This window comes from Ferrovibrio sp. (assembly GCF_036381655.1).
Classification (GTDB): Bacteria; Pseudomonadota; Alphaproteobacteria; order Ferrovibrionales; family Ferrovibrionaceae; genus Ferrovibrio.
In genome coordinates, this window is the sequence record NZ_DASVCJ010000069.1 from 1 (window position 1) to 20,368 (window position 20,368).

Annotated in this window: 20 protein-coding genes; 4 read left to right on the plus strand and 16 right to left on the minus strand. The window is 61.4% G+C overall.

Annotated elements, in window-relative coordinates; genetic code table 11:
- The 3 genes from VF194_RS15765 to VF194_RS15775 all read left to right on the plus strand — a co-directional run.
- Nucleotides 1-456, plus strand: a 456-nt coding sequence (locus VF194_RS15765) for a hypothetical protein (RefSeq protein ID WP_330892144.1), incomplete at its 5' end; no start/stop codon positions are given.
- 1 nt (nucleotide 457) lies between these two features.
- The gene (locus VF194_RS15770) at nucleotides 458-661 is read left to right on the plus strand and encodes a hypothetical protein (RefSeq protein WP_330892145.1); all 204 of its coding nucleotides are present in this window, start codon (nucleotides 458-460) and stop codon (nucleotides 659-661) included.
- A 227-nt stretch (nucleotides 662-888) separates the two neighbouring features.
- Nucleotides 889-1,869 carry a replication initiation protein gene (locus tag VF194_RS15775; RefSeq protein ID WP_330892146.1) on the plus strand — a complete coding sequence of 327 codons (981 nt, stop codon included), beginning with the start codon at nucleotides 889-891 and terminating at the stop codon, nucleotides 1,867-1,869.
- Nucleotides 1,870-2,331: 462 nt separating this feature from the next.
- Here VF194_RS15775 and rfbD read toward each other — a convergent pair whose 3' ends face one another.
- The 14 genes from rfbD to trkA form a co-directional block, all read right to left on the minus strand.
- Nucleotides 2,332-3,237, minus strand: a complete 906-nt coding sequence (gene rfbD / locus VF194_RS15780; protein WP_330892147.1) for a dTDP-4-dehydrorhamnose reductase — start codon at nucleotides 3,235-3,237, stop codon at nucleotides 2,332-2,334.
- Between the two features lie 6 nt (nucleotides 3,238-3,243).
- Nucleotides 3,244-3,843 (minus strand): dTDP-4-dehydrorhamnose 3,5-epimerase, encoded by a 600-nt coding sequence (gene rfbC / locus VF194_RS15785; RefSeq protein ID WP_330892148.1) that lies wholly within the window; start codon nucleotides 3,841-3,843, stop codon nucleotides 3,244-3,246.
- A 2-nt stretch (nucleotides 3,844-3,845) separates the two neighbouring features.
- Entirely contained in the window at nucleotides 3,846-4,730 is an 885-nt protein-coding gene (gene rfbA / locus VF194_RS15790) for a glucose-1-phosphate thymidylyltransferase RfbA (RefSeq protein ID WP_330892149.1), read from the minus strand.
- A gap of 190 nt (nucleotides 4,731-4,920) precedes the next feature.
- Nucleotides 4,921-6,048 (minus strand): tRNA guanosine(34) transglycosylase Tgt, encoded by a 1,128-nt coding sequence (gene tgt, locus VF194_RS15795; protein ID WP_330892150.1) that lies wholly within the window; start codon nucleotides 6,046-6,048, stop codon nucleotides 4,921-4,923.
- A gap of 11 nt (nucleotides 6,049-6,059) precedes the next feature.
- The gene (queA, locus tag VF194_RS15800) at nucleotides 6,060-7,100 is read right to left on the minus strand and encodes a tRNA preQ1(34) S-adenosylmethionine ribosyltransferase-isomerase QueA (protein WP_330892151.1); all 1,041 of its coding nucleotides are present in this window, start codon (nucleotides 7,098-7,100) and stop codon (nucleotides 6,060-6,062) included.
- A 28-nt stretch (nucleotides 7,101-7,128) separates the two neighbouring features.
- On the minus strand, nucleotides 7,129-7,611 hold the full coding sequence (locus tag VF194_RS15805) for a peptidylprolyl isomerase (RefSeq protein ID WP_330892152.1): 483 nt from the start codon (nucleotides 7,609-7,611) through the stop codon (nucleotides 7,129-7,131).
- A 13-nt stretch (nucleotides 7,612-7,624) separates the two neighbouring features.
- The gene (locus VF194_RS15810; RefSeq protein ID WP_414656116.1) at nucleotides 7,625-8,041 is read right to left on the minus strand and encodes a peptidylprolyl isomerase; all 417 of its coding nucleotides are present in this window, start codon (nucleotides 8,039-8,041) and stop codon (nucleotides 7,625-7,627) included.
- Nucleotides 8,042-8,268: 227 nt separating this feature from the next.
- Nucleotides 8,269-8,784, minus strand: coding sequence for a pantetheine-phosphate adenylyltransferase (gene coaD / locus VF194_RS15815; RefSeq protein WP_330892154.1), 516 nt, complete (start codon nucleotides 8,782-8,784; stop codon nucleotides 8,269-8,271).
- Entirely contained in the window at nucleotides 8,784-11,504 is a 2,721-nt protein-coding gene (gene gyrA, locus VF194_RS15820; RefSeq protein ID WP_330892155.1) for a DNA gyrase subunit A, read from the minus strand. The genes coaD and gyrA overlap by 1 nt, the downstream gene beginning before the upstream one ends.
- A gap of 142 nt (nucleotides 11,505-11,646) precedes the next feature.
- Entirely contained in the window at nucleotides 11,647-12,480 is an 834-nt protein-coding gene (locus tag VF194_RS15825; protein WP_330892156.1) for an inositol monophosphatase family protein, read from the minus strand.
- On the minus strand, nucleotides 12,477-13,802 hold the full coding sequence (gene hflX, locus VF194_RS15830; protein WP_330892157.1) for a GTPase HflX: 1,326 nt from the start codon (nucleotides 13,800-13,802) through the stop codon (nucleotides 12,477-12,479). The genes VF194_RS15825 and hflX overlap by 4 nt, the downstream gene beginning before the upstream one ends.
- Nucleotides 13,803-13,851: 49 nt before the next feature.
- Entirely contained in the window at nucleotides 13,852-14,124 is a 273-nt protein-coding gene (hfq, locus tag VF194_RS15835) for an RNA chaperone Hfq (RefSeq protein ID WP_330892158.1), read from the minus strand.
- 170 nt (nucleotides 14,125-14,294) lie between these two features.
- Complete coding sequence (locus VF194_RS15840; protein ID WP_330892159.1) at nucleotides 14,295-15,191, minus strand: D-amino-acid transaminase; 897 nt, start codon at nucleotides 15,189-15,191, stop codon at nucleotides 14,295-14,297.
- A 29-nt stretch (nucleotides 15,192-15,220) separates the two neighbouring features.
- Nucleotides 15,221-16,543 (minus strand): Trk system potassium transporter TrkA, encoded by a 1,323-nt coding sequence (trkA, locus tag VF194_RS15845; protein WP_330892228.1) that lies wholly within the window; start codon nucleotides 16,541-16,543, stop codon nucleotides 15,221-15,223.
- On the opposite strand from trkA, the gene VF194_RS15850 reads away from it, so the two are divergent.
- A complete protein-coding gene (locus tag VF194_RS15850; protein ID WP_330892232.1) occupies nucleotides 16,445-16,681 on the plus strand; it encodes a hypothetical protein in 237 nt (78 codons plus the stop codon). The two genes, trkA and VF194_RS15850, sit on opposite strands and share 99 nt — an antisense overlap.
- Here the strand turns inward: VF194_RS15850 and VF194_RS15855 are convergent.
- Together VF194_RS15855 and VF194_RS15860 are read right to left on the minus strand one after the other, a co-directional pair.
- Complete coding sequence (locus tag VF194_RS15855; protein ID WP_330892160.1) at nucleotides 16,616-18,013, minus strand: sigma-54 dependent transcriptional regulator; 1,398 nt, start codon at nucleotides 18,011-18,013, stop codon at nucleotides 16,616-16,618. The two genes, VF194_RS15850 and VF194_RS15855, sit on opposite strands and share 66 nt — an antisense overlap.
- Complete coding sequence (locus VF194_RS15860; protein ID WP_330892161.1) at nucleotides 18,003-20,348, minus strand: PAS domain-containing sensor histidine kinase; 2,346 nt, start codon at nucleotides 20,346-20,348, stop codon at nucleotides 18,003-18,005. Before VF194_RS15860 ends, VF194_RS15855 begins: the two co-directional genes overlap by 11 nt.
- Nucleotides 20,349-20,368 lie beyond the last annotated feature (20 nt).

The following is a 20,368-nucleotide window of genomic DNA, read 5'->3' on the forward strand; positions in this document are numbered from 1 at the left end:
TTGTTTAAAGCGCGGCTGTGGCAGCAAATCTACAACCACAAAATTGACGATTATGCGGCCGAATCCATCGCTTACATTTATCGCGATAGCAGAATGATAAAAACGTGGTCAAACGAGATTGTGCAAGATCGCGGCGCCGAAATTTCGGCGAGCAAGTTCGACTCACTTGTTATTCGCGTCATGATCGCACAGGCAAAAGCGAAAGGTTGGACCCGCATCGAGATCGCGGGCGGCGACGCGACAATCGCGAAATATTTCGAGGATGCAGGTTTCGAAATCGCGAAGGTCGAAGAAGCGGCTAAGCCCGCGTCAAGCGAGACTCCGCCGCTGCTTGAGTTTGCGATGACGCCTGCTGAACAGATGCGACGGCGGCAGGAGCGCGAGCGTGAAAAACGAAAATTCGAGGCGGAAGAACGGCGCCGGCAGGCGATGATGCCAAAGCCCAGGAGGTTTTAATATGAACAAGGAAGAACTCGCAGCGCAGGCTGCGGCGCAGCTTAAGAAAGCCAAAGAGAGGCTGCTGGAAATAGAAAGAAAGTACGATTTTCTGGGCTTCATAGACGGCGAAAAAGAGATTGAAAAGGAGAGCAGGCGCAGGCGAGCGCGTGAGCATGTTGAAAATTATGAATTGTGGCGAAAAAGAAAGGCAAACGAGCGCTAAAAAGTAGCGCCTCGGCCGGCGGCGCTTGCGTGATTTGAGCGCCTCGCCGCCGCCCGGGGCTTTGGTATTGAACTTTTGAGAGCAGCGAATAAATGAATAAGGCCCCAGCGCGGCAAACGCTGGGGCCTCTTAAATCTCGCGGGGTTTCCGGCCGGCCGCGAGCGATGTCAAAAATATAGCTTGACACCGTGGAAAGGCAAGGCCGGAAGAGAAGGTTTCCGGCCCTAATGTCTCTACAAATTCTCGACAACCTCGCAAGCTTGAACCGGCTGCCACGCCGCATGCTTGTGCATGACCCCGCGACCGCGTCGGGAGCGTGGCGCACGTCGATAAAACGGGCGCGCGAGTTGGATGTTGAGCGCGTCGCGTTTAATACTGGCACGTTTATTAACTGCCTGACTATCGATCTCGACGGCGAGGCCGCAGAAGAGCACCGCTGGGAAGACCTTGGGCTTCCGCCGACAATCTCAGTTCAGAACCTTGCCGGGAGCCGATCCCGCCGGCCCGGGCGCCATGATTCTTATTTTTTGGAAACGCCAGTCTTTAGCGGCGCGGCCGCGACCAAGCCCCTGAAGTATGCGCGCCTTGTGCGGCGCGCATTGACAGCGGCCCTCGGGGGCGATCCCCATTATTCGAATTTATTGACGAAAAGCCCTTGGCACTCGCGCCACAAACTGACGACGCCGCATAATTGGACGGGCGGCGCACAAGGCTTTCTATACACTTTGGATTATATTGCCAGCGCGATTGATCTCGACTATTGGGCCGACCGCTTCAAACATGATGACGCACGGCGCGGCGTCATGCCTCGACTCGATGATTCGGCGCGCAATGTTTCGCTCTTTGACGCAGCCCGGCATTTCGCATACTCGATGCCCCAGTTTAATTCAGCAGCGCTCACGGCTTTCATCGACGAACAGAATATGCTGTTCATCGAGCCATTAAAGATTAGCGAAACGCGCAGTATCGCGCGAAGCATCGAAAAATGGATGAAGCACACTTACGCAGCGCGCGGCGAGCGCAATATAGAAAAGCAGGCAGAGCGCGGCAAAATCAGCGGCGGAATTCGCCGCGCCGATGCCCGGGGCCCAGAATACCTCGCTCGCCACCAGGCGGGCGAAAGCTGGCAGCAGATCGCCGATAGCGTCGGCAAGACCCGCGAAGCGGTTAAACAGGCCGCCCGCCGCGCCGCCGGATGGGCATCCTGACCTGGCAGTGGGGGGGGGTACGGGAACCATCAGATAGTAGAGCAGCCGTATTAGTTAGTAGAGCAGCTGTATTCCGCAAACGGCGATTTTTTTGAAATCGAAAGGGCACTTTTCAACCCTCAGGGGCACCGCCCCGGGGCTGCCGCCCCGGACCCCGCCGACAGGGGCTTGGGGGCGGCGCAAATGGCAGCAGACACCGCCAGCGCGCAACGAATGCCCCGCGCGAAGGCCGAAAATTTGCCCGCCCAGGGCCTCCGGGCGGCCCGACCATACAGAATGGCGGCCAGCAGATGAAAGCTTCCTGCGGCTTTAAAAACCGCCTTTAAAATTGTTTCGCGCCTCGGGAACTGGTACACAAATGGCCGGCCGGCAGTACACGCCGGCTCAAAGCGTCCGGAAAATATTCATACTTTTCAACCGTTTGTTGCATCGCGAGTGATGCCCCTTGGTTTCCCGGCGGGCTCACCACTTCACTTCCCTATTCCGACCGCCTGCCAGCAGGCGGGCGACGCAGCGCCGCACGCCATCCTGCCAGGGCGGCAGGACCAGGTTGTAAACCTGCCAGATTTTCGCGGTGTCGAGCACCGAATTGGTTGGGCGTTTTGCCGGCGTCGGATAGTCCGCCGTCGTGATCGCCTGTACCGGCACGCTGCGAACGCCGCATTGCGCGGCCACCGTCATGATTTCCCTGGCAAAGCCGCACCAAGTGGCGCTGCCGGCGCCGGCCAGATGGAAGATGTCGGTCAGCGCCGCATTGGCAGGCTCCGCCACCAGGCGGGTGGTCATCGCGAGAATGGCGGAGGCGAGGTCGGGGGCGTAGGTCGGCGAGCCATGCTGGTCATCGACAACGCGCAAGCCATCGCGCTCGCGGGCCAAACGCAGCATGGTCTTGACGAAGTTGTTGCCGAAGGGGCTATGCACCCAGGCGGTCCGCAGCACGACGGCCCGCGCGCCGCTGGCCAGCACGGCCTGCTCGCCCTCCCATTTCGAACGACCGTATACCCCCTGCGGATTACAGTCGTCGCCCTCGCGCCAGGCGCCGGGCTTGCATCCATCGAAAACATAGTCGGTGGAAACGTGAATCAGCGGCAGGTGCTGGCGGTAGCAGGCTTCCGCAACAGCGGCCGCGCCGTCCCGGTTTACGCGGAAAGCCATATCCGGTTCGCTCTCCGCCCTGTCGACGGCTGTATAGGCGGCCGCGTTGACGACAATGTCAGCCTTTACCGACGCCAGGGCAGCCTTGACCGTGTCCGGACTGGACAGATCGAGTTGCGGACGCCCGAGCAACATCACCTCGCTCGGCGCGGCCTCCAGCAGGGAATGCGCCAACTGGCCAGTTGCACTGCCGATGACGGCGATGCGCGGCATCGCCGTTCAGACCTCGTCGCGCTTGCCGCCATTGCCAACGACAAGCGGCGGCAGCGGGAAATACGGCGGTAGGACCCGAGCCTCGCTGAGCAGGGGCGCCCGTTGGTCTCTCGGCGCAATGACCGGCTCTCCCCTTACCTGCCAGTCGATGCCGATCGCCGGATCGTCCCAGCGGATGACGTGCTCGCAATTCGGATCGTAAGGCGCCGTGCACTGATAGAGAAAATCGGCGCTGTCGCTCAGCACGGCAAAGCCATGCGCGAAGCCCGGCGGAATCCAAAGCTGGCGATGGTTGTCGCCGGACAGGATCGTTCCGGTCCACTTGCCGAATGTGGGCGAGCCTTTGCGGATATCGACCGCGACATCGAAGACCTCGCCGGCCAAGGCGGTGACCAATTTGCCCTGACCGTGCGGTTCCTGATAATGCAATCCCCGGATGACATTCCTGCGCGAGCGGGAAAAATTGGCCTGCACGGAGGGAACACCCAGGCCGTGATTGAGATAGCGCGGCGCGTTCCACAGCTCCTTGATGAAGCCGCGATCGTCAGAGAAATGGCGCATCTCGATGATGAAGACATCCGGCAGATCGGTCGCGAAAATGCGCATAGTCAGCTCCGCTCCCCGTATTCTTTCAGGATACGATGGAGATACTGGCCGTAGCCGTTCTTGGTGCCATAGGCATCGGCAATCCTGCGCACCTGATCGACCCCGATAAAGCCGGACCGCCAGGCGATTTCCTCGGGTGCCGCGATCTTCAGGCCCTGGCGCTTCTCGACCGTGGCGATGAAATTGCAGGCATCCAGCAGGCTGTCCGGGGTGCCGGTATCCAGCCAGGCAAAGCCGCGGCCGAACAATTCGACCTTCAACTGGCCCCGTTGCAGATAGACATTGTTGAGGTCCGTGATTTCCAGCTCGCCGCGCTTGGATGGCTTTAGCGTTGCTGCGATGTCGCAGACATCCCGGTCGTAAAAATAGAGCCCCGTCACCGCCCAGTTGCTCGGCGCCGGATTCGGCTTTTCGATGATGGCGCGTACGGATTTGTCGGGGTTGAGATCGAGCACGCCGTAACGTTCCGGATCGGCCACCCAATAGCCGAATACCACCGCGCCTTTCTCGCTGGCAGCGGCACGGCGCAAGACATCCCCGAATCCCTCGCCGTAGAAGATGTTATCGCCCAGCACGAGAGCACAGGCCTCGCCATCGATGAATTGACGACCGATGATGAAGGCTTCGGCAATACCCCTGGGTTCGAGCTGGACGGCGTAGGTGATCGCCAGGCCCCACTGACCACCATCGCCCAGCAGATTGCGGAAAGCGACCTGATCGCGCGGCGTGGTGATCACCATGATCTCGCGGATGCCGGCCAGCATCAGCGTGGCTAGCGGATAATAGATCATCGGCTTGTCGTAGATGGGCAGGAGCTGCTTGCTGGTGACTGCCGTCGCCGGGTGCAGCCGGGTGCCGGCTCCGCCGGCCAGAATGATGCCTTTCATGCGATCCTCGCCTTCATCTATCGCACCGTTCTCGATTACCGGCCAAGATCGTTAACGAATCATAACGACCTCGCCGCCTACCGCCAGTTCCGGGGGAGCCGGAAAGCCACCTGGGCGACCCCGTAAGCCAAGGCTCCGCAGATCGCGGCCAGGGCAAAGACACGGCCGTGCCGCAACAGAGGCCCTGGCGTCACGGCAATGGCTCGATATCGCCCAGGGCCTGATCGCGGTGGAAAGCCCCGGCAAAAGACCCCAGCCGCCCCTCGGCGATCGCCTGCCGCATGCCCCGCATCAGATCCTGGTAATACGTCAGGTTATGGGCGGTCATCAGCATGGCCCCAAGGATCTCGTCCGACCGCACCAGATGATGCAGGTAGGCCCGGCTGTAGTTGCGGCAAGCCGGACAACGGCAATGCTCGTCCAGCGGCCGCGGATCCTCGGCATGGCGGGCATTGCGGATATTGACGCTGCCGCGGCGCGTGAAGGCCTGGCCGGTACGGCCCGACCGTGTCGGCAGGACGCAGTCGAACATGTCGATGCCGCGCTGCACGGCCCCGACGAGATCGGATGGTTTGCCCACCCCCATCAGATAACGCGGCCGATCCTGCGGCAGGTGCGGCACAGTCACATCGAGGGTAGCGAACATCTCTTCCTGCGTTTCGCCCACGGCCAGGCCGCCCACGGCATAGCCATCGAAACCGATCCCGACCAGCCCGTTGGCCGACTGCTCACGCAGTCCCGCATTGGTGCCGCCTTGGACGATGCCGAACAGGCCGTAGCCGGCACGCGGCTTAAAGGCCTGCTTGCTGCGTTCAGCCCAGCGCAAGCTCAGCCGCATGGCCTGATCCATGCGCAGTTCGCTGGCCGGCAGCTTGATGCATTCATCGAGCTGCATGGTGATGGTCGCATCCAGCAGATGCTGGATTTCGATCGACCGTTCCGGCGTCAATTCATAGCGCGCACCGTCGATATGCGACTGGAATGCAACCCCCTGCTCGGTCACCTTGTTGAGCTGCGCCAGCGACATTACCTGAAAGCCGCCCGAATCGGTCAGGATCGGCCCTGGCCAATTCATGAAGGCGTGCAGGCCGCCCAGTTTGGCGATCCGTTCCGCCGTCGGCCGCAGCATCAGGTGATAAGTATTCCCCAGGATGATCTGCGCTCCGGTTTCCGCAACCCATTCCGGCGCCATGGCCTTGACTGTGGCGGCAGTGCCGACCGGCATGAAAGTCGGCGTATCGATCACACCATGGGCGGTTTCCAGCCGCCCGAGGCGGGCAGCGCCATCCTGCTTGTGAAGGGTATAGCGAAGCGTCATGTCTCGACCAATCAGCGGAGCAACAGGCTTGTATCGCCGTAGGAATAGAACCGGAAGCCTTTCTCCACGGCATGGCGGTAAATGGCCCGTTGCGCTTCCACCCCGACGAAGGCGGCCACCAGCATCACCAGGGTCGATTTCGGCAAATGGAAATTCGTGATCAGGCCATCGGCAACATGAAAGTTGAAGCCGGGGGTGATGAAGATATCCGTCTCTCCCCGGAAGGGCTGCACTTCGCCAGTCCGGGCCGCTGTTTCCAGGAGGCGCAACGACGTCGTGCCGACCGCGATGATCCTCCCCCCGGCTGCCTTGGCGGCCCGGATTGCCTCCACGGTCGCCGGCGATACCTCGCCCCATTCGGCGTGCATCCGATGCTCTTCGATTCTGTCGGCCTTGACCGGCACGAAGGTGCCCGCCCCGACATGCAAGGTCACCCGCGCCAGCCCCACGCCGATCCCTTTTAGACGGCGGACCAGCTCCGGCGTGAAATGCAGGCCCGCCGTGGGCGCCGCGACAGCGCCAAGCTTCTCGGCGAAGACGGTCTGATAATCGAGTCGATCCCGCTCATCGGCGGCACGGCGTGCCGTGATATAGGGAGGCAACGGCATGGCCCCGACCTTTTCCAGAGCCGCCAACAGTTCGGCATCATCGCGATCGAAGGCCAGAACCAAGCGCTCGCCGGCACGATCGATCATCTCGGCATCTATATCGCCATCGAAGCGGATATGATCGCCAATTTTCAGGCGCCGGGCCGGCTTCGCCATGGCGGTCCAGCGCCGTCGCCCTTCGGACTTCAGCAGCAAGGCTTCGATGCGAACCTCCGCCGGTCCGCGCCGCCGGCAGCCATAGAGTTTGGCGGGAATGACTTTGGTGTCGTTGAAAATCAGCAGATCGTTAGGCTGCAGCAACAGCGGCAGGTCGCGCACGACCCATTCCTTTGGATCGATACCCTTCGGCGTGTAATGCAGCAGCCGTGCCGCCTCCCGCGGTACCGCTGGTCGATCGGCAATCAGGGCCGGCGGGAGGTCGAAGTCAAAATCGGCAACCAGCATGGCTTCCCCCTCCCGGGGGGCAGCAACGTCACGCCGCGTCGGCAGCGACGCGCATGGAGACGATCTGGTCGGGATTGCTGACCGCGCCATTGCGGGCCTGGTCGCCACGCTTGATGGCATCGACATGCTCCATGCCATCGACCACCTCGCCCCAGACGGTGTATTGGCCGTCAAGGAAGCGCGCATCCCCGAAGCAGATGAAGAACTGGCTATCGGCGCTGTCCGGATGCTGTGCCCGCGCCATCGAGCAGGTACCGCGCACATGCGGCGCATCGGAGAATTCCGCCTTCAATCTCTGGCCCGAACCGCCGGTGCCGTCACCACGCGGATCGCCGGTCTGCGCCATGAAGCCGTCGATTACGCGATGGAAGACGATGCCGTCATAAAAGCCTTCGCGCACCAGCTTCTTGATCCGCTTGACATGGTCGGGAGCCAGGTCCGGTCGCAGCGCGATGGTGACGCGGCCATCCTTCAAATCAAGATAGAGGGTGTTTTCCAGATCGGCCGCCATAGTCACCTCCACATCACTTGATATCTGCAGCAACGCGCATACGGATGATCTTGTCCGGATCATCGACGGCGCCGCTGCCCGGAGCCCCCTTCTTGATCAGGTCGACATATTCCATGCCGCTCACCACCTGGCCCCAGACGGTGTATTTTCCATCCAAGAACGGCGCATCGGCGAAGCAGATAAAGAACTGGCTATCGGCGCTGTTCGGATCGTTGGTGCGCGCCATCGAGACCGTGCCGCGCTTATGCGGCTCACGGCTGAATTCGGCCTTCAGCTTCTGCCCCGAACCGCCTGTGCCGGTGCCGGTCGGATCGCCGGTCTGCGCCATGAAGCCGCGAATTACACGGTGGAAGACGATGCCATCGTAGAAGCCCTGGCGCACCAGCTCCTTGATCCGCCTGACATGATTGGGGGCGAGATCGGGCCGCATGACTATCACCACAGGCCCGTCTTTCAACTCCAGAACCAGGGTATTTTCCGGATCCTTGATCTGCGATTTGAGTTCCGCCAGGGACGGCGACGCCGCAAAAGCACCGGTCGGCCAGCCGAAGCACGATGCAATACCCAGCACAAGGGCAAAAGCCACAAAATATCGGCGGAGCATTCTCGACAGAATCCTATGGTTGGTTACTGAAATCCAGCTGGCCGGGCGATGCCTCAGCCGCCCGCCTTGATACCGGCGGCGCGGCTGCGCAGACGCTCGGCCACCCGTGGGGAAACGAAGGGGCTGATGTCCCCCCCCAGGATGGCGATCTCCTTGACCAGCCGGGAGGCGATGAACTGATGGTTATCGGAAGCCATCAGAAACACCGTTTCAATCTCAGGATTCAGCCGGGCATTCATGCCCACCATCTGGAATTCGTATTCGAAGTCGGACACCGCGCGCAGGCCGCGGATGATCATCGAAGCGCCGACTTCCATGGCGAAATGCATCAGCAGGTTCGAAAACGGCTTGACCTCGAACTGCGTCGCACCAGGCATCAGGGGGCCAATCTCTTCGCGCACCATCTCGACGCGCTCCTCCATCGAGAAGAGCGGTCCCTTTCCGGCATTCACGGCAACGCCGACCACCAGTTTGTCGACCAGCTTACCGGCCCGCTTGATGATGTCGTAATGGCCCTTGGTTACAGGATCGAAAGTGCCGGGATACAGACCGATCCGCTGCTTGGTCATCACTCCTCCCCAGAGTCCTCCGCGTCATCCGCGGCTTGGCCGTTGTCTTGAGCGGGGCCACTTTCCGGCAAATGCGCCACGGAAGCAACCTTCTCGCCATCACTCAGCTTGAAGATGATGACGCCCTGGGTATTGCGACCTGCGATGCGAATATCGTCCACCGGGCAACGGATCACCTGGCCGCCATCGGTCACCAGCATGATCTGATCGTCATGCTCGACCGGCGAGGCCGAGACCACCTTGCCGTTCTTGGTCGTGGTTTCGATATTGATGATGCCCGAGCCGCCGCGGCTGGTGATGCGATATCCGTAAGCCGAACTGCGCTTGCCGAAGCCCTTCTCGGTAACAGTCAGGATGAACTGCTCGGCCGCCTGTAGCGCGGTGAAACGGTCCGGCGATATATCGGACGGAAGCTCGACGCCGGTTTCGCCGGCGCGGATGCGCTCCTGCGCCGCCTCGTAACGGAAATAAGCCTCACGCTCCTCCGGGCTGACCTCGATATGACGCAGCACCGACATCGAGATCACACGATCGCCCTGGGCCAGCTTCATGCCGCGCACGCCTGTCGAGGACCGGCTCTGGAAAGTACGTACGTCAGTGACCGGAAAGCGGACGCATTTGCCGTCATAGGAGGCCAGCAGAATGTCATCCTGATCCGAGCAGGGCATCACGGAAACCAGGCTGTCATCAGCATCCTCGCCCTCGAACTTCATGGCGATCTTGCCGTTGACATTGATGTTGGCGAAGTCCGACAGCGCATTGCGGCGCACGTAGCCCTTGGCCGTGGCGAACATGACCTGCAGCTCGCCCCATTTGGTCTCATCCTCAGGCAATGGCAGCACCGTGGTGATCTTCTCGCCTTCCGACAACGGCAGCAGATTGACGAAAGCCTTGCCCCGCGATTGCGGCGTACCCTCCGGCAAACGGTAAACCTTCAGCCGGTAGACGCGGCCGATATTGGAGAAGAACAGCACCGGCTGATGCGTGTTGGCGACGAATACCCCGGTGACGAAATCCTCGTCCTTGGTGCTCATTCCGGTGCGGCCTTTGCCGCCCCGCTTCTGCAGCCGATAGGTCGACAGCGGAGTCCGCTTGACGTAGCCGGAGAAGGACACGGTCACCACCATGTCTTCACGCTGGATCAGCGCCTCGTCGTCCTGCTCGAATTCCAGATCGACGATCTCGGTCCGGCGCGGAGTGGCGAACCGTTCGCGCACGGCGACCAGCTCGCTGCGCAGGATACCCAGCAGCTTCTCGCGGCTGCCGAGGATCGACAGATACTCGTTGATCTGATCGGCCAACTGCTTCATCTCGTCGCCGATCTCGTCACGGCCAAGTGCCGTCAAGCGATGCAGACGCAAATCGAGGATGGCGCGGGCCTGCGTCTCGGAGAGTTTGTACTTGCCGTCCACCACCCGATGGCTGGGATCGTCGATCAGCGTGATCATGTCGGCGACATCCTCGGCCGGCCAATCACGCTCCATCAACTGCTCGCGCGCCGTCTGCGGGTTGGGGGCGGCGCGGATCAAGGCAATAATCTCATCGATATTGGCGACCGCGATGGCGAGACCAACCAGTACATGGGCACGGTCGCGTGCCTTGCCCAGCAGGTAACGCGTCCGGCGCGCGATCACCTCTTCGCGGAAATTCACGAAAGCGGCGATCAGCTGCTGGATGTTGAGCAGCTCCGGCTTGCCGCCATTGAGCGCCAGCATGTTGACGCCGAACGAGGTCTGCAACGGCGTGTAGCGGTAAAGCTGGTTCAGCACCACCTCCGCCATTGCGTCGCGCTTGATCTCGACCACAACGCGCACGCCGTCTCGGTCGGATTCATCGCGCAGATCGGAAATGCCTTCGATCCGCTTCGAGCGAACGGCTTCCGCCATTTTCTCGATCATCGCCGCCTTGTTCACCTGGTACGGAATTTCGGTGATGATGATCGCTTCGCGTTCCTTACGGATCTCTTCGATATGGACGCGGCCACGCATGACTACCGAGCCACGGCCCGTCCACATCGCGGCCTTGGCGCCGGTGCGGCCGAGGATCATGCCGCCGGTCGGAAAATCCGGGGCCGGCAACAGCTCCAGCAACTCCTCCAGCGTGACATTGGGATTGTCGATATAGGCGCAGCAGGCGTCGATCACCTCACCGAGATTATGTGGCGGGATATTCGTCGCCATGCCGACGGCGATGCCGTTCGCGCCATTGACCAGAAGGTTCGGGAACTGCGCCGGCAGGACGATCGGTTCCTGCGTGCTGTCGTCATAGTTGGATTGGAAATCGACCGTATCCTTGTCGATATCCTCCAGCATGGTCTCTGCCGCCTTGTCGAGGCGGATCTCGGTGTAACGCATGGCCGCCGGCGGATCGCCGTCCATCGAGCCGAAATTGCCCTGGCCGTCCAGCAGCGGCAGGCGCATCGAGAAAGGCTGCGCCATGCGTACCATGGCGTCGTAAATCGCCTGATCGCCATGCGGGTGATATTTACCCATCACATCGCCGACCACGCGCGCCGATTTACGATAGGGCTTGTCGGAGCCGTAGCCGTTTTCATGCATCGAGTAGAGGATACGGCGATGTACCGGCTTGAGGCCGTCGCGTGCATCGGGCAGAGCACGCGATACGATTACGCTCATGGCGTAACCGAGGTAGGAACGCTGCATCTCCTCTTCGATGGAGACCGGCTGAATGTCGTGCGGAAGCGTCGGCTGATCGGTCACGAAACGGGTGTCCAGGATGGCTTGTTACGGGCAAAATCGGGCGCCTGAGCGGCCCCCCTGAGGACCCTGGAATCAGGCCCCGAAAACTACCATGTCGCGGGTTGCTGCGGCAACGCCGGGCGCCCAGCCAAAAGAAGCAAAGTCAGGGGTCAAAAATACCGGATTTCAGCCAATTCCACTGGTCTTCCCCACTGGCCACCACCAGTGGACTGCCCCAGGGCCTGTCGGCCGCCCGATAGAGCTTTCCGTCGAGCCTGCGCGCCACCCCGCCGGCCTCGGAAATCAGCAGGCAGCCGGCGGCATGGTCCCAAGGCATGGCGCGGTTGTAGACGGCATAATGAATGTGGCCTTCGGCAATGGCCATGTATTCCTGGCCGGCACAGCGCAAGATCAGCACGCCGGAGGTATTGTCGATCCGATGGGCGATACGGGCGGCGAACTCGCGATCCCCGTAGCGGATATTCGGCGCACCCGACAGGTGCGCCAGCGAAGGCGGCTTCGGAGTGACGAGCTTCCGCATGTTGCCATCCGCTTCGCGCAGCCAAGCTCCCTCGCCTTTTTTCGCCATATAGGTCATGCGCCGCACGGGATCGTGGATCCACGCGGCAACAGCATCGCCATCGTGAACCAAAGCCACCATCACGGCGAAAAGCGCATTGCCGACCGCGAAATTGGCCGTGCCGTCGATAGGATCAATCACCCATGCATGGCCGGAGCGCTGCAGCGCCTCCAGGATTCCGGCGTCGCTGCTTACGGCCTCCTCGCCCACCACCGCCGAGCCGGGCAACAAGGCATGCAGCCGCGGGGCCAGATAGGCTTCCGACTCCTTGTCGGCGACGGTGACCAGGTCGTGCGGCCCCGTCTTGATATCGATATCGCCGATATTCAACTGGCGGAACCGCGGCAGGATTGTCGTCTCGGCCGCACCTTCGATCAGCAGCCGAACTGCATCCATGTCGATCCGGGGAAAGGTCACGCGTGCTTCCTGTCCTGACGTTTCAGCCATTTCCCGGCTTCGGCCTGCGACATAGCCACCGAGAGCCTGAGATGCCCATTTTCTTCGTGCATATCGATGACCTCGCCATGACGATGCAGCCAGGCAAGGGCGGCGCCATCGCCGGCGTCCAGCGTGACATCCAGTTCAACCCGGTCGCGGCCAAGCATGGCCTCGATCCGTTGCAGCAAAACAGGGCACCCGGAGCCGTCCAGCGCAGAAATGACAACGGCACTGTCATGCCGTGACGCCTGGTTCTGCAAAGTGGTTAACTCGGAAACAGGGAGGAGATCGGCCTTGTTCCAGGCCTCCAGAACCCGATGGCCGCTCTCGTCATCGATGCCCAGCGAGGCCAATACGTCGTAAACATCCTTGGCCTGAGCGTCGCGATCGGGGTGCGACATATCGCGTACATGCAGGATGAGATCGGCCGCGATCACCTCTTCCAGGGTGGCGCGGAAGGCCGCGACGAGGTGGGTTGGCAACTCGGAGATGAAGCCGACCGTATCGCTGAGGATGATCCGCCGCCCGGACGGCAGCCGGACCACACGCATGGTCGGATCAAGCGTTGCGAATAATAGATCCTTGGCGAAAACTTCCGACGCCGTCAGCCGGTTGAACAATGTCGATTTGCCGGCATTGGTGTAGCCAACCAGAGCCACCACCGGATACGGCACCTTCTGGCGCGCCCGGCGGTGCAGCGAACGGGTATTCACCACATGCTCCAACTCAGCCTTGATCCGCGCGATACGCTCGCCGATCAGGCGGCGGTCGATTTCCAACTGGCTTTCGCCGGGACCGCCGAGAAAGCCGAAGCCGCCGCGCTGCCGTTCCAAGTGGGTCCACGACCGCACCAGGCGTGATCGCTGATAGGTCAGGTGGGCAAGCTCGACCTGCAGCCGGCCCTCTTTGGTTCGGGCCCGGTCGCCGAAGATTTCGAGGATCAGGCCGGTGCGATCGATCACCTTGGCCTTCAGGGCCCGTTCGAGGTTGCGCTGCTGTACCGGCGTGACCGCGGCATCGACGATGACGACATCGACCGGATGCTCGGCAATGAAATGCGCCAGCTCTTCCACCTTGCCAGACCCGATCAGGGTCGATGGCCGCCAGGCCGAAACCCAGATCAATTCCGCGTGTACAACCTCCAGATCAATGGCCTTGGCAAGCCCGGTGGCTTCCTCAAGACGAGCCTCCGGGCGCCGCCGCTGGTCGGCGGGGGCCGCCTTGAGGGTCGATTTGATGACCGGATGCAAGACGAGCGCCCGTCTGGTGCGCTCGTCTTCCCTGATTTCGGATTCAGACATTACAGAAAAACAATCGATGCCTCCGCGCTTGGCGCGGCATCAGGCCGGATTATCCCTGCTCGCCTTGCGCGCCGGACTGACCCTGGGCCGCGGCCGGATCGAACAGCTGGATCGGGCCGGAGGGCATCACCGTCGAAATCGCATGCTTGTAGACGAGCTGCATGTGACCATCCCGACGCAACAGCACGGAGAAGTTATCGAACCAGCTGATGATGCCTTGCAACTTGACGCCGTTCACCAGAAACACGGTGACCGGGGTCTTGGTTTTGCGGATGTGATTGAGGAAGACGTCCTGGACGTTTTGAGGCTTTTCTGCGGCCATGTTTCTTGGACCTTTCTTATCTTATCTTGTTGTTTTCTTTTGTTTTTTCGGACTAAGCCGAAGCTGCCGGGGCGGCGGCCGCTGCCCCTCGCAACGCCATTAAATCATTAAAGCGCGAAAGTGGCAAAACAATGGCGCCCGCATTGGCCCTTAGGCCGACCGCCTCGCCTTCAGGGGCGAAGGAACGGCGCCTGCCAGTCGGGATGGCCGGTGGCATGCGTCGCTGCATGGGCTTCATAAGCCGCACGCAACGCGGTGGCAACCGTGCCAGGGCCACCATTGCCGACCGGCTGCCCGTCCAGCATGACGATCGGCATGGCAAAGGAGGTGGTCGAGGTCACGAAGACTTCCTTGGCCGCTTTCGCCTCCTGCACGGAAAACGGGCGCTCCTCCACCCGCAGCCCTTCCCGGCGCGCCAGTTCCAGGATCGCGCTGCGCGTGATGCCGCCCAGAATCGACCGGCTGAGCGCCCGGGTGACGAGGACATTGTCCTTGGTCACGATCCAGGCATTCGACGAGCTGCCTTCCGTGATGTTGCCGTCGCGGTCGACCAGCAATGCCTCATAGGCGCCGGCTTCCTTGGCCGCCTGCTTGGCCAAAGCGGCAGGTAGCAAGCCCACCGACTTAATGTCACAGCGTCCCCAACGGATGTCCGGTTGCGTCACGGCGGCAACGCCCTTGCGTGCATTGGCAGCGGCTTTGAGCAGATCCACATTCCGTGCGATTGCGACCACAGTCGGCCGGGCATTCTCAGGAAAGGCGAATTCCCGCTTCGCCGCGCCGCGGGTGACCTGCAGATAGAGGCTGCCGTTCACAACGCGATTTCGACGGATCGTCTCGGCCATTACGGCCAGCAATGCGCCCCGGCTCATTGGCGAGGCAATACGCAACTCGTTCAAGCTGCGGTCAAGCCGATCCAGGTGCCCGATAGCGTCCACCAAACGGCCACTGGCGACGGCGATGACCTCATAAACGCCGTCGGCAAATTGAAACCCGCGGTCCTCAACATGCACCGCCGCCTTTGCGTAAGGCATGTAGCGGCCATTGACATAGGCGATGCGCGACATCCCGATCCTTCCATTCTTGCGCGGCGGCTTTAGAAGAACTCTAGCCGAACCGCAAACAGCTTCTCGACTTTCTTGACCGCGTCCTTGCGGACGAAAAGGATGATGCGATCGCGCGCCTCGATCTCGCTGTCGCCACGCGCGATCATCACCTGATCGCCGCGGATAATCGCACCGATCATCAATCCGTCCGGCAAGTCGAGCTCGCGCAGCGGCTGCCCGACCAAGGCGCTTGTCTCTACCGCTTCCGCTTCCATCACCTCAGCGGCGCCATCGCGAAGGCTATAAACGCCGCGAATGCGGCCCCGACGGACATGCTGAAGGATGGATGAAATGGTTGTGGAACGAGGATTCACAACGACATCGACGCCCAGCGAACCGATCAGGTTTTCGTAAGCAGGATTGTTGACCAGAGTAACAGCACGTTGGCAGCCGGCGCGCTTGGCCAGCAAGGAGGTGAGGATGTTGACCTCGTCGTCATTGGTCAGCGCAATGATCGCCTCGGAGGCGCCAACCTTGGCCTCATTGAGGATTTCGATATCCAGCGAATCGCCATTGAGGACGACGCCGTTCCTGATCTGGCCGGCGATATATTCCGCCCGCTCCTTGTTGGCTTCGATCATCTTGAGGAGCACCGAAGGCTGCGCAGCTTCGATTTCGCGCGCCAGGAACAGTCCGATATTGCCGCCACCGCACAGGACGATGCGGCGAGCCTCCTTCTCCTCATGGCCGAACAGCCGCATGCCGCGCTGCACGTGATCGGCCATGGCGATGAAGTAAATTTCGTCATTGACTTCCAGATGATCGTCAGCATCGGGCACCATCATCCGACCGTCGCGGCTGATGCCGCAGACGTTGACGGCGAGATCGGGAAACAGCTCGGTCAATTGGCGCAGCGGCGTATTCAGTACCGGGCATTCCTCGGTCAACCGCACGCCGATCAGCCGCAGACGGTCTTCGGCGAAGGGAATCATCTCGAATGCCCCGGGCGTCATGATGCGGCGATGAATCGCGCGCGCCACCTCGATTTCCGGCGAAATGATGTAGTCAATGGAAATGTGATTCTCGTTAAATAAGTCGGACCATTCCGGCCTGAGATAACTCTGTGCGCGGACACGAGCGATCTTGGTCGGAACATTGAACAGCGCGCGCGCCACCTCGCATGCGATCATGTTGACTTCATCAGCGAAAGTGACGGCGATCAACATGTCGGAATCGGCGGCACCCGCCTGCTCCAGCACATCGGGATGCGAGGCATGGCCGACAATGCCGCGCAAATCATAGCTCTCGGCCGCCTTGTGGGCGCGTTCGGGCGAGATGTCGATCATGGTGACTTCGTTGCCCTCGGCCGCCAATTGCCGCGCAATCGTCGTGCCGACAAGGCCGGCGCCGCAGACGATGACTTTCATGGCAAACTCCCAGACACCTCAGGCCGCGCCATTGCGGTCCAGGTTGACGACGCCCAAAGCCTTCAATTTGCGATGCAGCGCTGAACGCTCCATGCCGATGAAACTTGCGGTGCGGGACACATTGCCGCCGAACCGTGTAATCTGCGCCAAAAGGTATTCACGCTCGAACATCTCGCGCGCCTCGCGCAGCGGCAGCGCCATTACCTCAGTCGTGGTTTCCGGACGCAAGGCCACGGGCGGCGTCGCGCCCAAATCCGCGGGCAGCATATCAGCGTGAATTGCGCCCTTCTGGTCGGACGGCATCATGATCAGCAGCCGGGCGATCGCGTTGCGCAGTTCGCGCACATTGCCCGGCCACTCGGCCGATTGCAAAGCAAGCAAGGCGTCTTCGGCAAGCTCGCGTTCGGGAACGCCCTGCCGCTGCGCTTCCGTCTTGGCAAAATGCTTCGCCAGCAAGGGAATATCCTCACGCCGGTCGCGCAGGGCTGGGACTTTGAGCGGCACGACATTGAGCCGATGGAACAGATCCTGCCGGAACAGGCCCTGCCCCACCCGCGCCGCGAGGTCATGCGTCGTTCCGGACACGATGCGGACATCCACCTGAACCTTGGTGCGGCCGCCGATCCGCTCGAAGCTCTGTTCGGTCAGGACGCGCAGCAGCTTCGCCTGGGTCTCCGGCGGCATCTCGGCAATCTCGTCCAGAAACAACGTGCCGCCATGCGCCTCCTCGAGCACGCCGATCTTGTGATGACGCTGCCCGTTCACCGCTTCCTCGATACCGAACAGCTCCTGCTCCAGCCGCTCGGGCGTCATGGCCGCAACGTTGAGCGTCACGCAAGGCCCACCGGCCCGGCGCGAACGCTGATGCAGCAAACGGGCGACCAACTCCTTGCCGGCACCCGCCGGTCCGGCAATCAGGACACGGCTATTGGTGGGCGCCACCCGCTCGATGGTCTGCCGCAGCGCCGTCATGGCCGGCGACTGCCCGATCAAATCCGCACCGCTGTCAGAGCGCTGACGCAGGTCCTGATTCTCGCGTTTCAGCCTGGCCTGTTCCAGCGCTCGCTCGACAACCAGCAGCAGACGGTCGCTCTTGAACGGCTTCTCGATGTAATCGTAAGCGCCACGCTTGATGGCTGCGACTGCCGTTTCGATATTGCCGTGGCCGGAAATCATGATGACCGGCACATTGGCATGATCACGGATGATGCGATCGAGAATTTGCAGGCCGTCCAGATGGCTGCCCTGCAGCCAGATATCGAGAATCACCGCATTCGGACGACGCGATTCGATTTCCCGCAACGCCGCCTCGGAATCGGCTGCCAGGCGCGTTTCATAGCCTTCGTCCTGCAGGATGCCGGCAACCAGGTTGCGAATATCGGCCTCATCGTCGACGATGAGAATGTCACGCGCCATGACTGCCTGAACCCAGCTTCCGCAAAATTATGTTCTGGTTAGAGAATTCCGCCTTGCCTTCCTGTACGGCTTCGCGGCCGCTTTCCGCGGCCGCTCCCGGCGCTGAGGGAAGGCGAATGCGGGCCAACGTACCATTTTTCAGCGCCGGATCAAACGCCGCGGCGTCGGTCAGGGTGATGGTTCCGCCATGCTCTTCGATAATTTTTTTCACGATGGCCAGGCCCAGGCCCGTCCCCTTGGTGCGCGTCGTAACGTACGGCTCGAAAAGCCGGTCCCGATTCTCCAGCGGAAGCCCCCGGCCGTTATCGAGAACGAGGACTTCACCCCCGTTTTCGACCTCCCGAACCTCCACCGTGACTTGTCCCTGCGGCAACGGCTCAGAATCCGGCTTGGCCCGCCCATCGATCGCGTCGATGGCATTCTGCAGGATATTGGTCAGAACCTGAGCGATCTGGCGAGCATCGCAATTCAAATGCAGCGGCGCAGACGGCAGTTTGCTTTCAAACCGAACATCCTGGCGCGCGACCTGCTGCAGGAATACGGCCTGCCGCACAAGCTGCACGAGATCTTCTTCTCGGTAGACTGGCCGCGGCATGCGGGCAAAGGCCGAGAACTCGTCGACCATCCGGCCGATATCGCTGACCTGACGGATTATGGTGTCGGTGCATTGCGCGAATATCTCAGGGTCGGTCTGCACCTCTTTCATATACTTGCGTTTGAGCCGCTCGGCGGAGAGCTGAATCGGCGTCAGCGGGTTGCGTATCTCATGCGCGATGCGGCGTGCGATATCCGCCCAGGCAGCATTGCGCTGCGCCGCAACCAGTTCGGTGACATCGTCGAAAGTCACCACATAGCCAAGCAACTCATTGTCGGCTGCTTCGCGAGCGATACGAACCAGTAATGTGCGATTGCTGCCGCCACGCTGCATCAGTACTTGGCCACGCTCTACCGTGTTCGTGGTACCCTGGCTGACCAAAGTGAACAGGTCTGCCATCTCGGGCGCGACCTCGACGAAAGGCCGCCCGACGATATGATCGAAATCCCGCTGCAGCATGGTCAGCGCCGATGGATTCGGCAGCGTCACGAGACCATGCGGATCGACACCGATCACGCCTGCGCTGACACCGGCGAGCACGGTTTCGGTGAATCGCCGCCGTTCGTCGAGCTGGCGGTTGGCGGTGATCAGCTCGACCTGCTGGGCCGCCAACTGTCCCGTCATGCGGTTGAAGGTCCGGCCCAGAGTTGCGATCTCGTCGCCATCGGCACGCTCGGTAACCCGTACAGTCAGATCGCCACCGCGAATCTTCTCGGCAGCGGCCACCACTTCGCCGATCGGCGTCACCATGCGATTGGCGATCAGCAAACCGAACCAAATGGCGGCGAACAGCAGCAGCAGCGAGATGAGCATGAACAAAACGGCGAAATTAATCTCCAGAGCCGAGCGGGCCTGTTCCAGCCGGTTGTACTGCGCTGCTGCCGAACGCGCATGTTCAACCTCACCAAGAATCTTTGGATCGACGAAGCGGCCGACATAGAGATAGGCATCGAGATAGCCGTCCAGCCGCACCAGCGCCCGGACACGATCATCTGTTTCGGTGGTCACGATGACCACCTGCCCGGCATTGGCTTCCTGAAGCATGCGTGTCGGGATTCGGTCGAACTCCATCAGCAGGCTGAGTTCGTTGCGCGCCAGAATCTCGCCGGTGGAAGTAAAGACAATCGCCTCGCCAAGACTGCGCAACCGTGCCAACTGGCGAACCGCCTGCTGGAAAGCATAAGGATTGCGCGCCAGGCTCGGTGCCTCACGATTGAGATCGGCTGCCATGGCCAGCACATCGGCCTGAATGGTCTTGCGATGCTCCTGAACATAAGCTTCTGCAACCGCCACCGAAGCCTTCACTGCGGCATTCACCCGGTCGCTGAACCAAGTCTGCAGGCCCAGATTAAAGAACAGGACGGCAAAGACGGTCATGAGCACGGTCGGCAGTGCCGTGACGGCGGCAAACAGCATGACCATCCGGGCATGCAGCCGCGAGCCGGCCGCGCCGCGCCGGCGCTGCATCCATAGCATCACCAAACGGCGGGCAACCAGGGAGGTCAGGCTCAGCAGGATGACCAGATCGGTCAGCAGCAGGACCTGGACCTCGCGCGGCGTGAGGTCCTGATTGGCACCGGGGGTCATCGCCAGATAGGTCAAGGTCCCGGCAATCAGCGCCGCTATCGCAAGCGAAATCTCTAGGTGACGGATCAATTTATGACGACGGAACCACTCCGCCGCCCGTTGCAGGATGCGGCCGGTCGGACTTGCCGATGCTGGCATCGTGTCGTCGGTCATGATTCGTATGGAAGCGGCCG

What these genes read in the sequence shown, in the direction of transcription:
- VF194_RS15770 (WP_330892145.1), top strand. Translation starts at nt 458, where the DNA reads ATGAACAAGGAAGAACTCGCAGCGCAGGCTGCGGCGCAGCTTAAGAAA.
- VF194_RS15775 (WP_330892146.1), top strand. Translation starts at nt 889, where the DNA reads ATGTCTCTACAAATTCTCGACAACCTCGCAAGCTTGAACCGGCTGCCA.
- rfbD (WP_330892147.1), bottom strand. Translation starts at nt 3,237, where the DNA reads ATGCCGCGCATCGCCGTCATCGGCAGTGCAACTGGCCAGTTGGCGCAT.
- rfbC (WP_330892148.1), bottom strand. Translation starts at nt 3,843, where the DNA reads ATGCGCATTTTCGCGACCGATCTGCCGGATGTCTTCATCATCGAGATG.
- rfbA (WP_330892149.1), bottom strand. Translation starts at nt 4,730, where the DNA reads ATGAAAGGCATCATTCTGGCCGGCGGAGCCGGCACCCGGCTGCACCCG.
- tgt (WP_330892150.1), bottom strand. Translation starts at nt 6,048, where the DNA reads ATGACGCTTCGCTATACCCTTCACAAGCAGGATGGCGCTGCCCGCCTC.
- queA (WP_330892151.1), bottom strand. Translation starts at nt 7,100, where the DNA reads ATGCTGGTTGCCGATTTTGACTTCGACCTCCCGCCGGCCCTGATTGCC.
- VF194_RS15805 (WP_330892152.1), bottom strand. Translation starts at nt 7,611, where the DNA reads ATGGCGGCCGATCTGGAAAACACCCTCTATCTTGATTTGAAGGATGGC.
- VF194_RS15810 (WP_414656116.1), bottom strand. Translation starts at nt 8,041, where the DNA reads ATGCGGCCCGATCTCGCCCCCAATCATGTCAGGCGGATCAAGGAGCTG.
- coaD (WP_330892154.1), bottom strand. Translation starts at nt 8,784, where the DNA reads ATGACCAAGCAGCGGATCGGTCTGTATCCCGGCACTTTCGATCCTGTA.
- hflX (WP_330892157.1), bottom strand. Translation starts at nt 13,802, where the DNA reads ATGTCTGAATCCGAAATCAGGGAAGACGAGCGCACCAGACGGGCGCTC.
- hfq (WP_330892158.1), bottom strand. Translation starts at nt 14,124, where the DNA reads ATGGCCGCAGAAAAGCCTCAAAACGTCCAGGACGTCTTCCTCAATCAC.
- VF194_RS15840 (WP_330892159.1), bottom strand. Translation starts at nt 15,191, where the DNA reads ATGTCGCGCATCGCCTATGTCAATGGCCGCTACATGCCTTACGCAAAG.
- VF194_RS15850 (WP_330892232.1), top strand. Translation starts at nt 16,445, where the DNA reads ATGGCCGACAATGCCGCGCAAATCATAGCTCTCGGCCGCCTTGTGGGC.
- VF194_RS15855 (WP_330892160.1), bottom strand. Translation starts at nt 18,013, where the DNA reads ATGGCGCGTGACATTCTCATCGTCGACGATGAGGCCGATATTCGCAAC.
- VF194_RS15860 (WP_330892161.1), bottom strand. Translation starts at nt 20,348, where the DNA reads ATGACCGACGACACGATGCCAGCATCGGCAAGTCCGACCGGCCGCATC.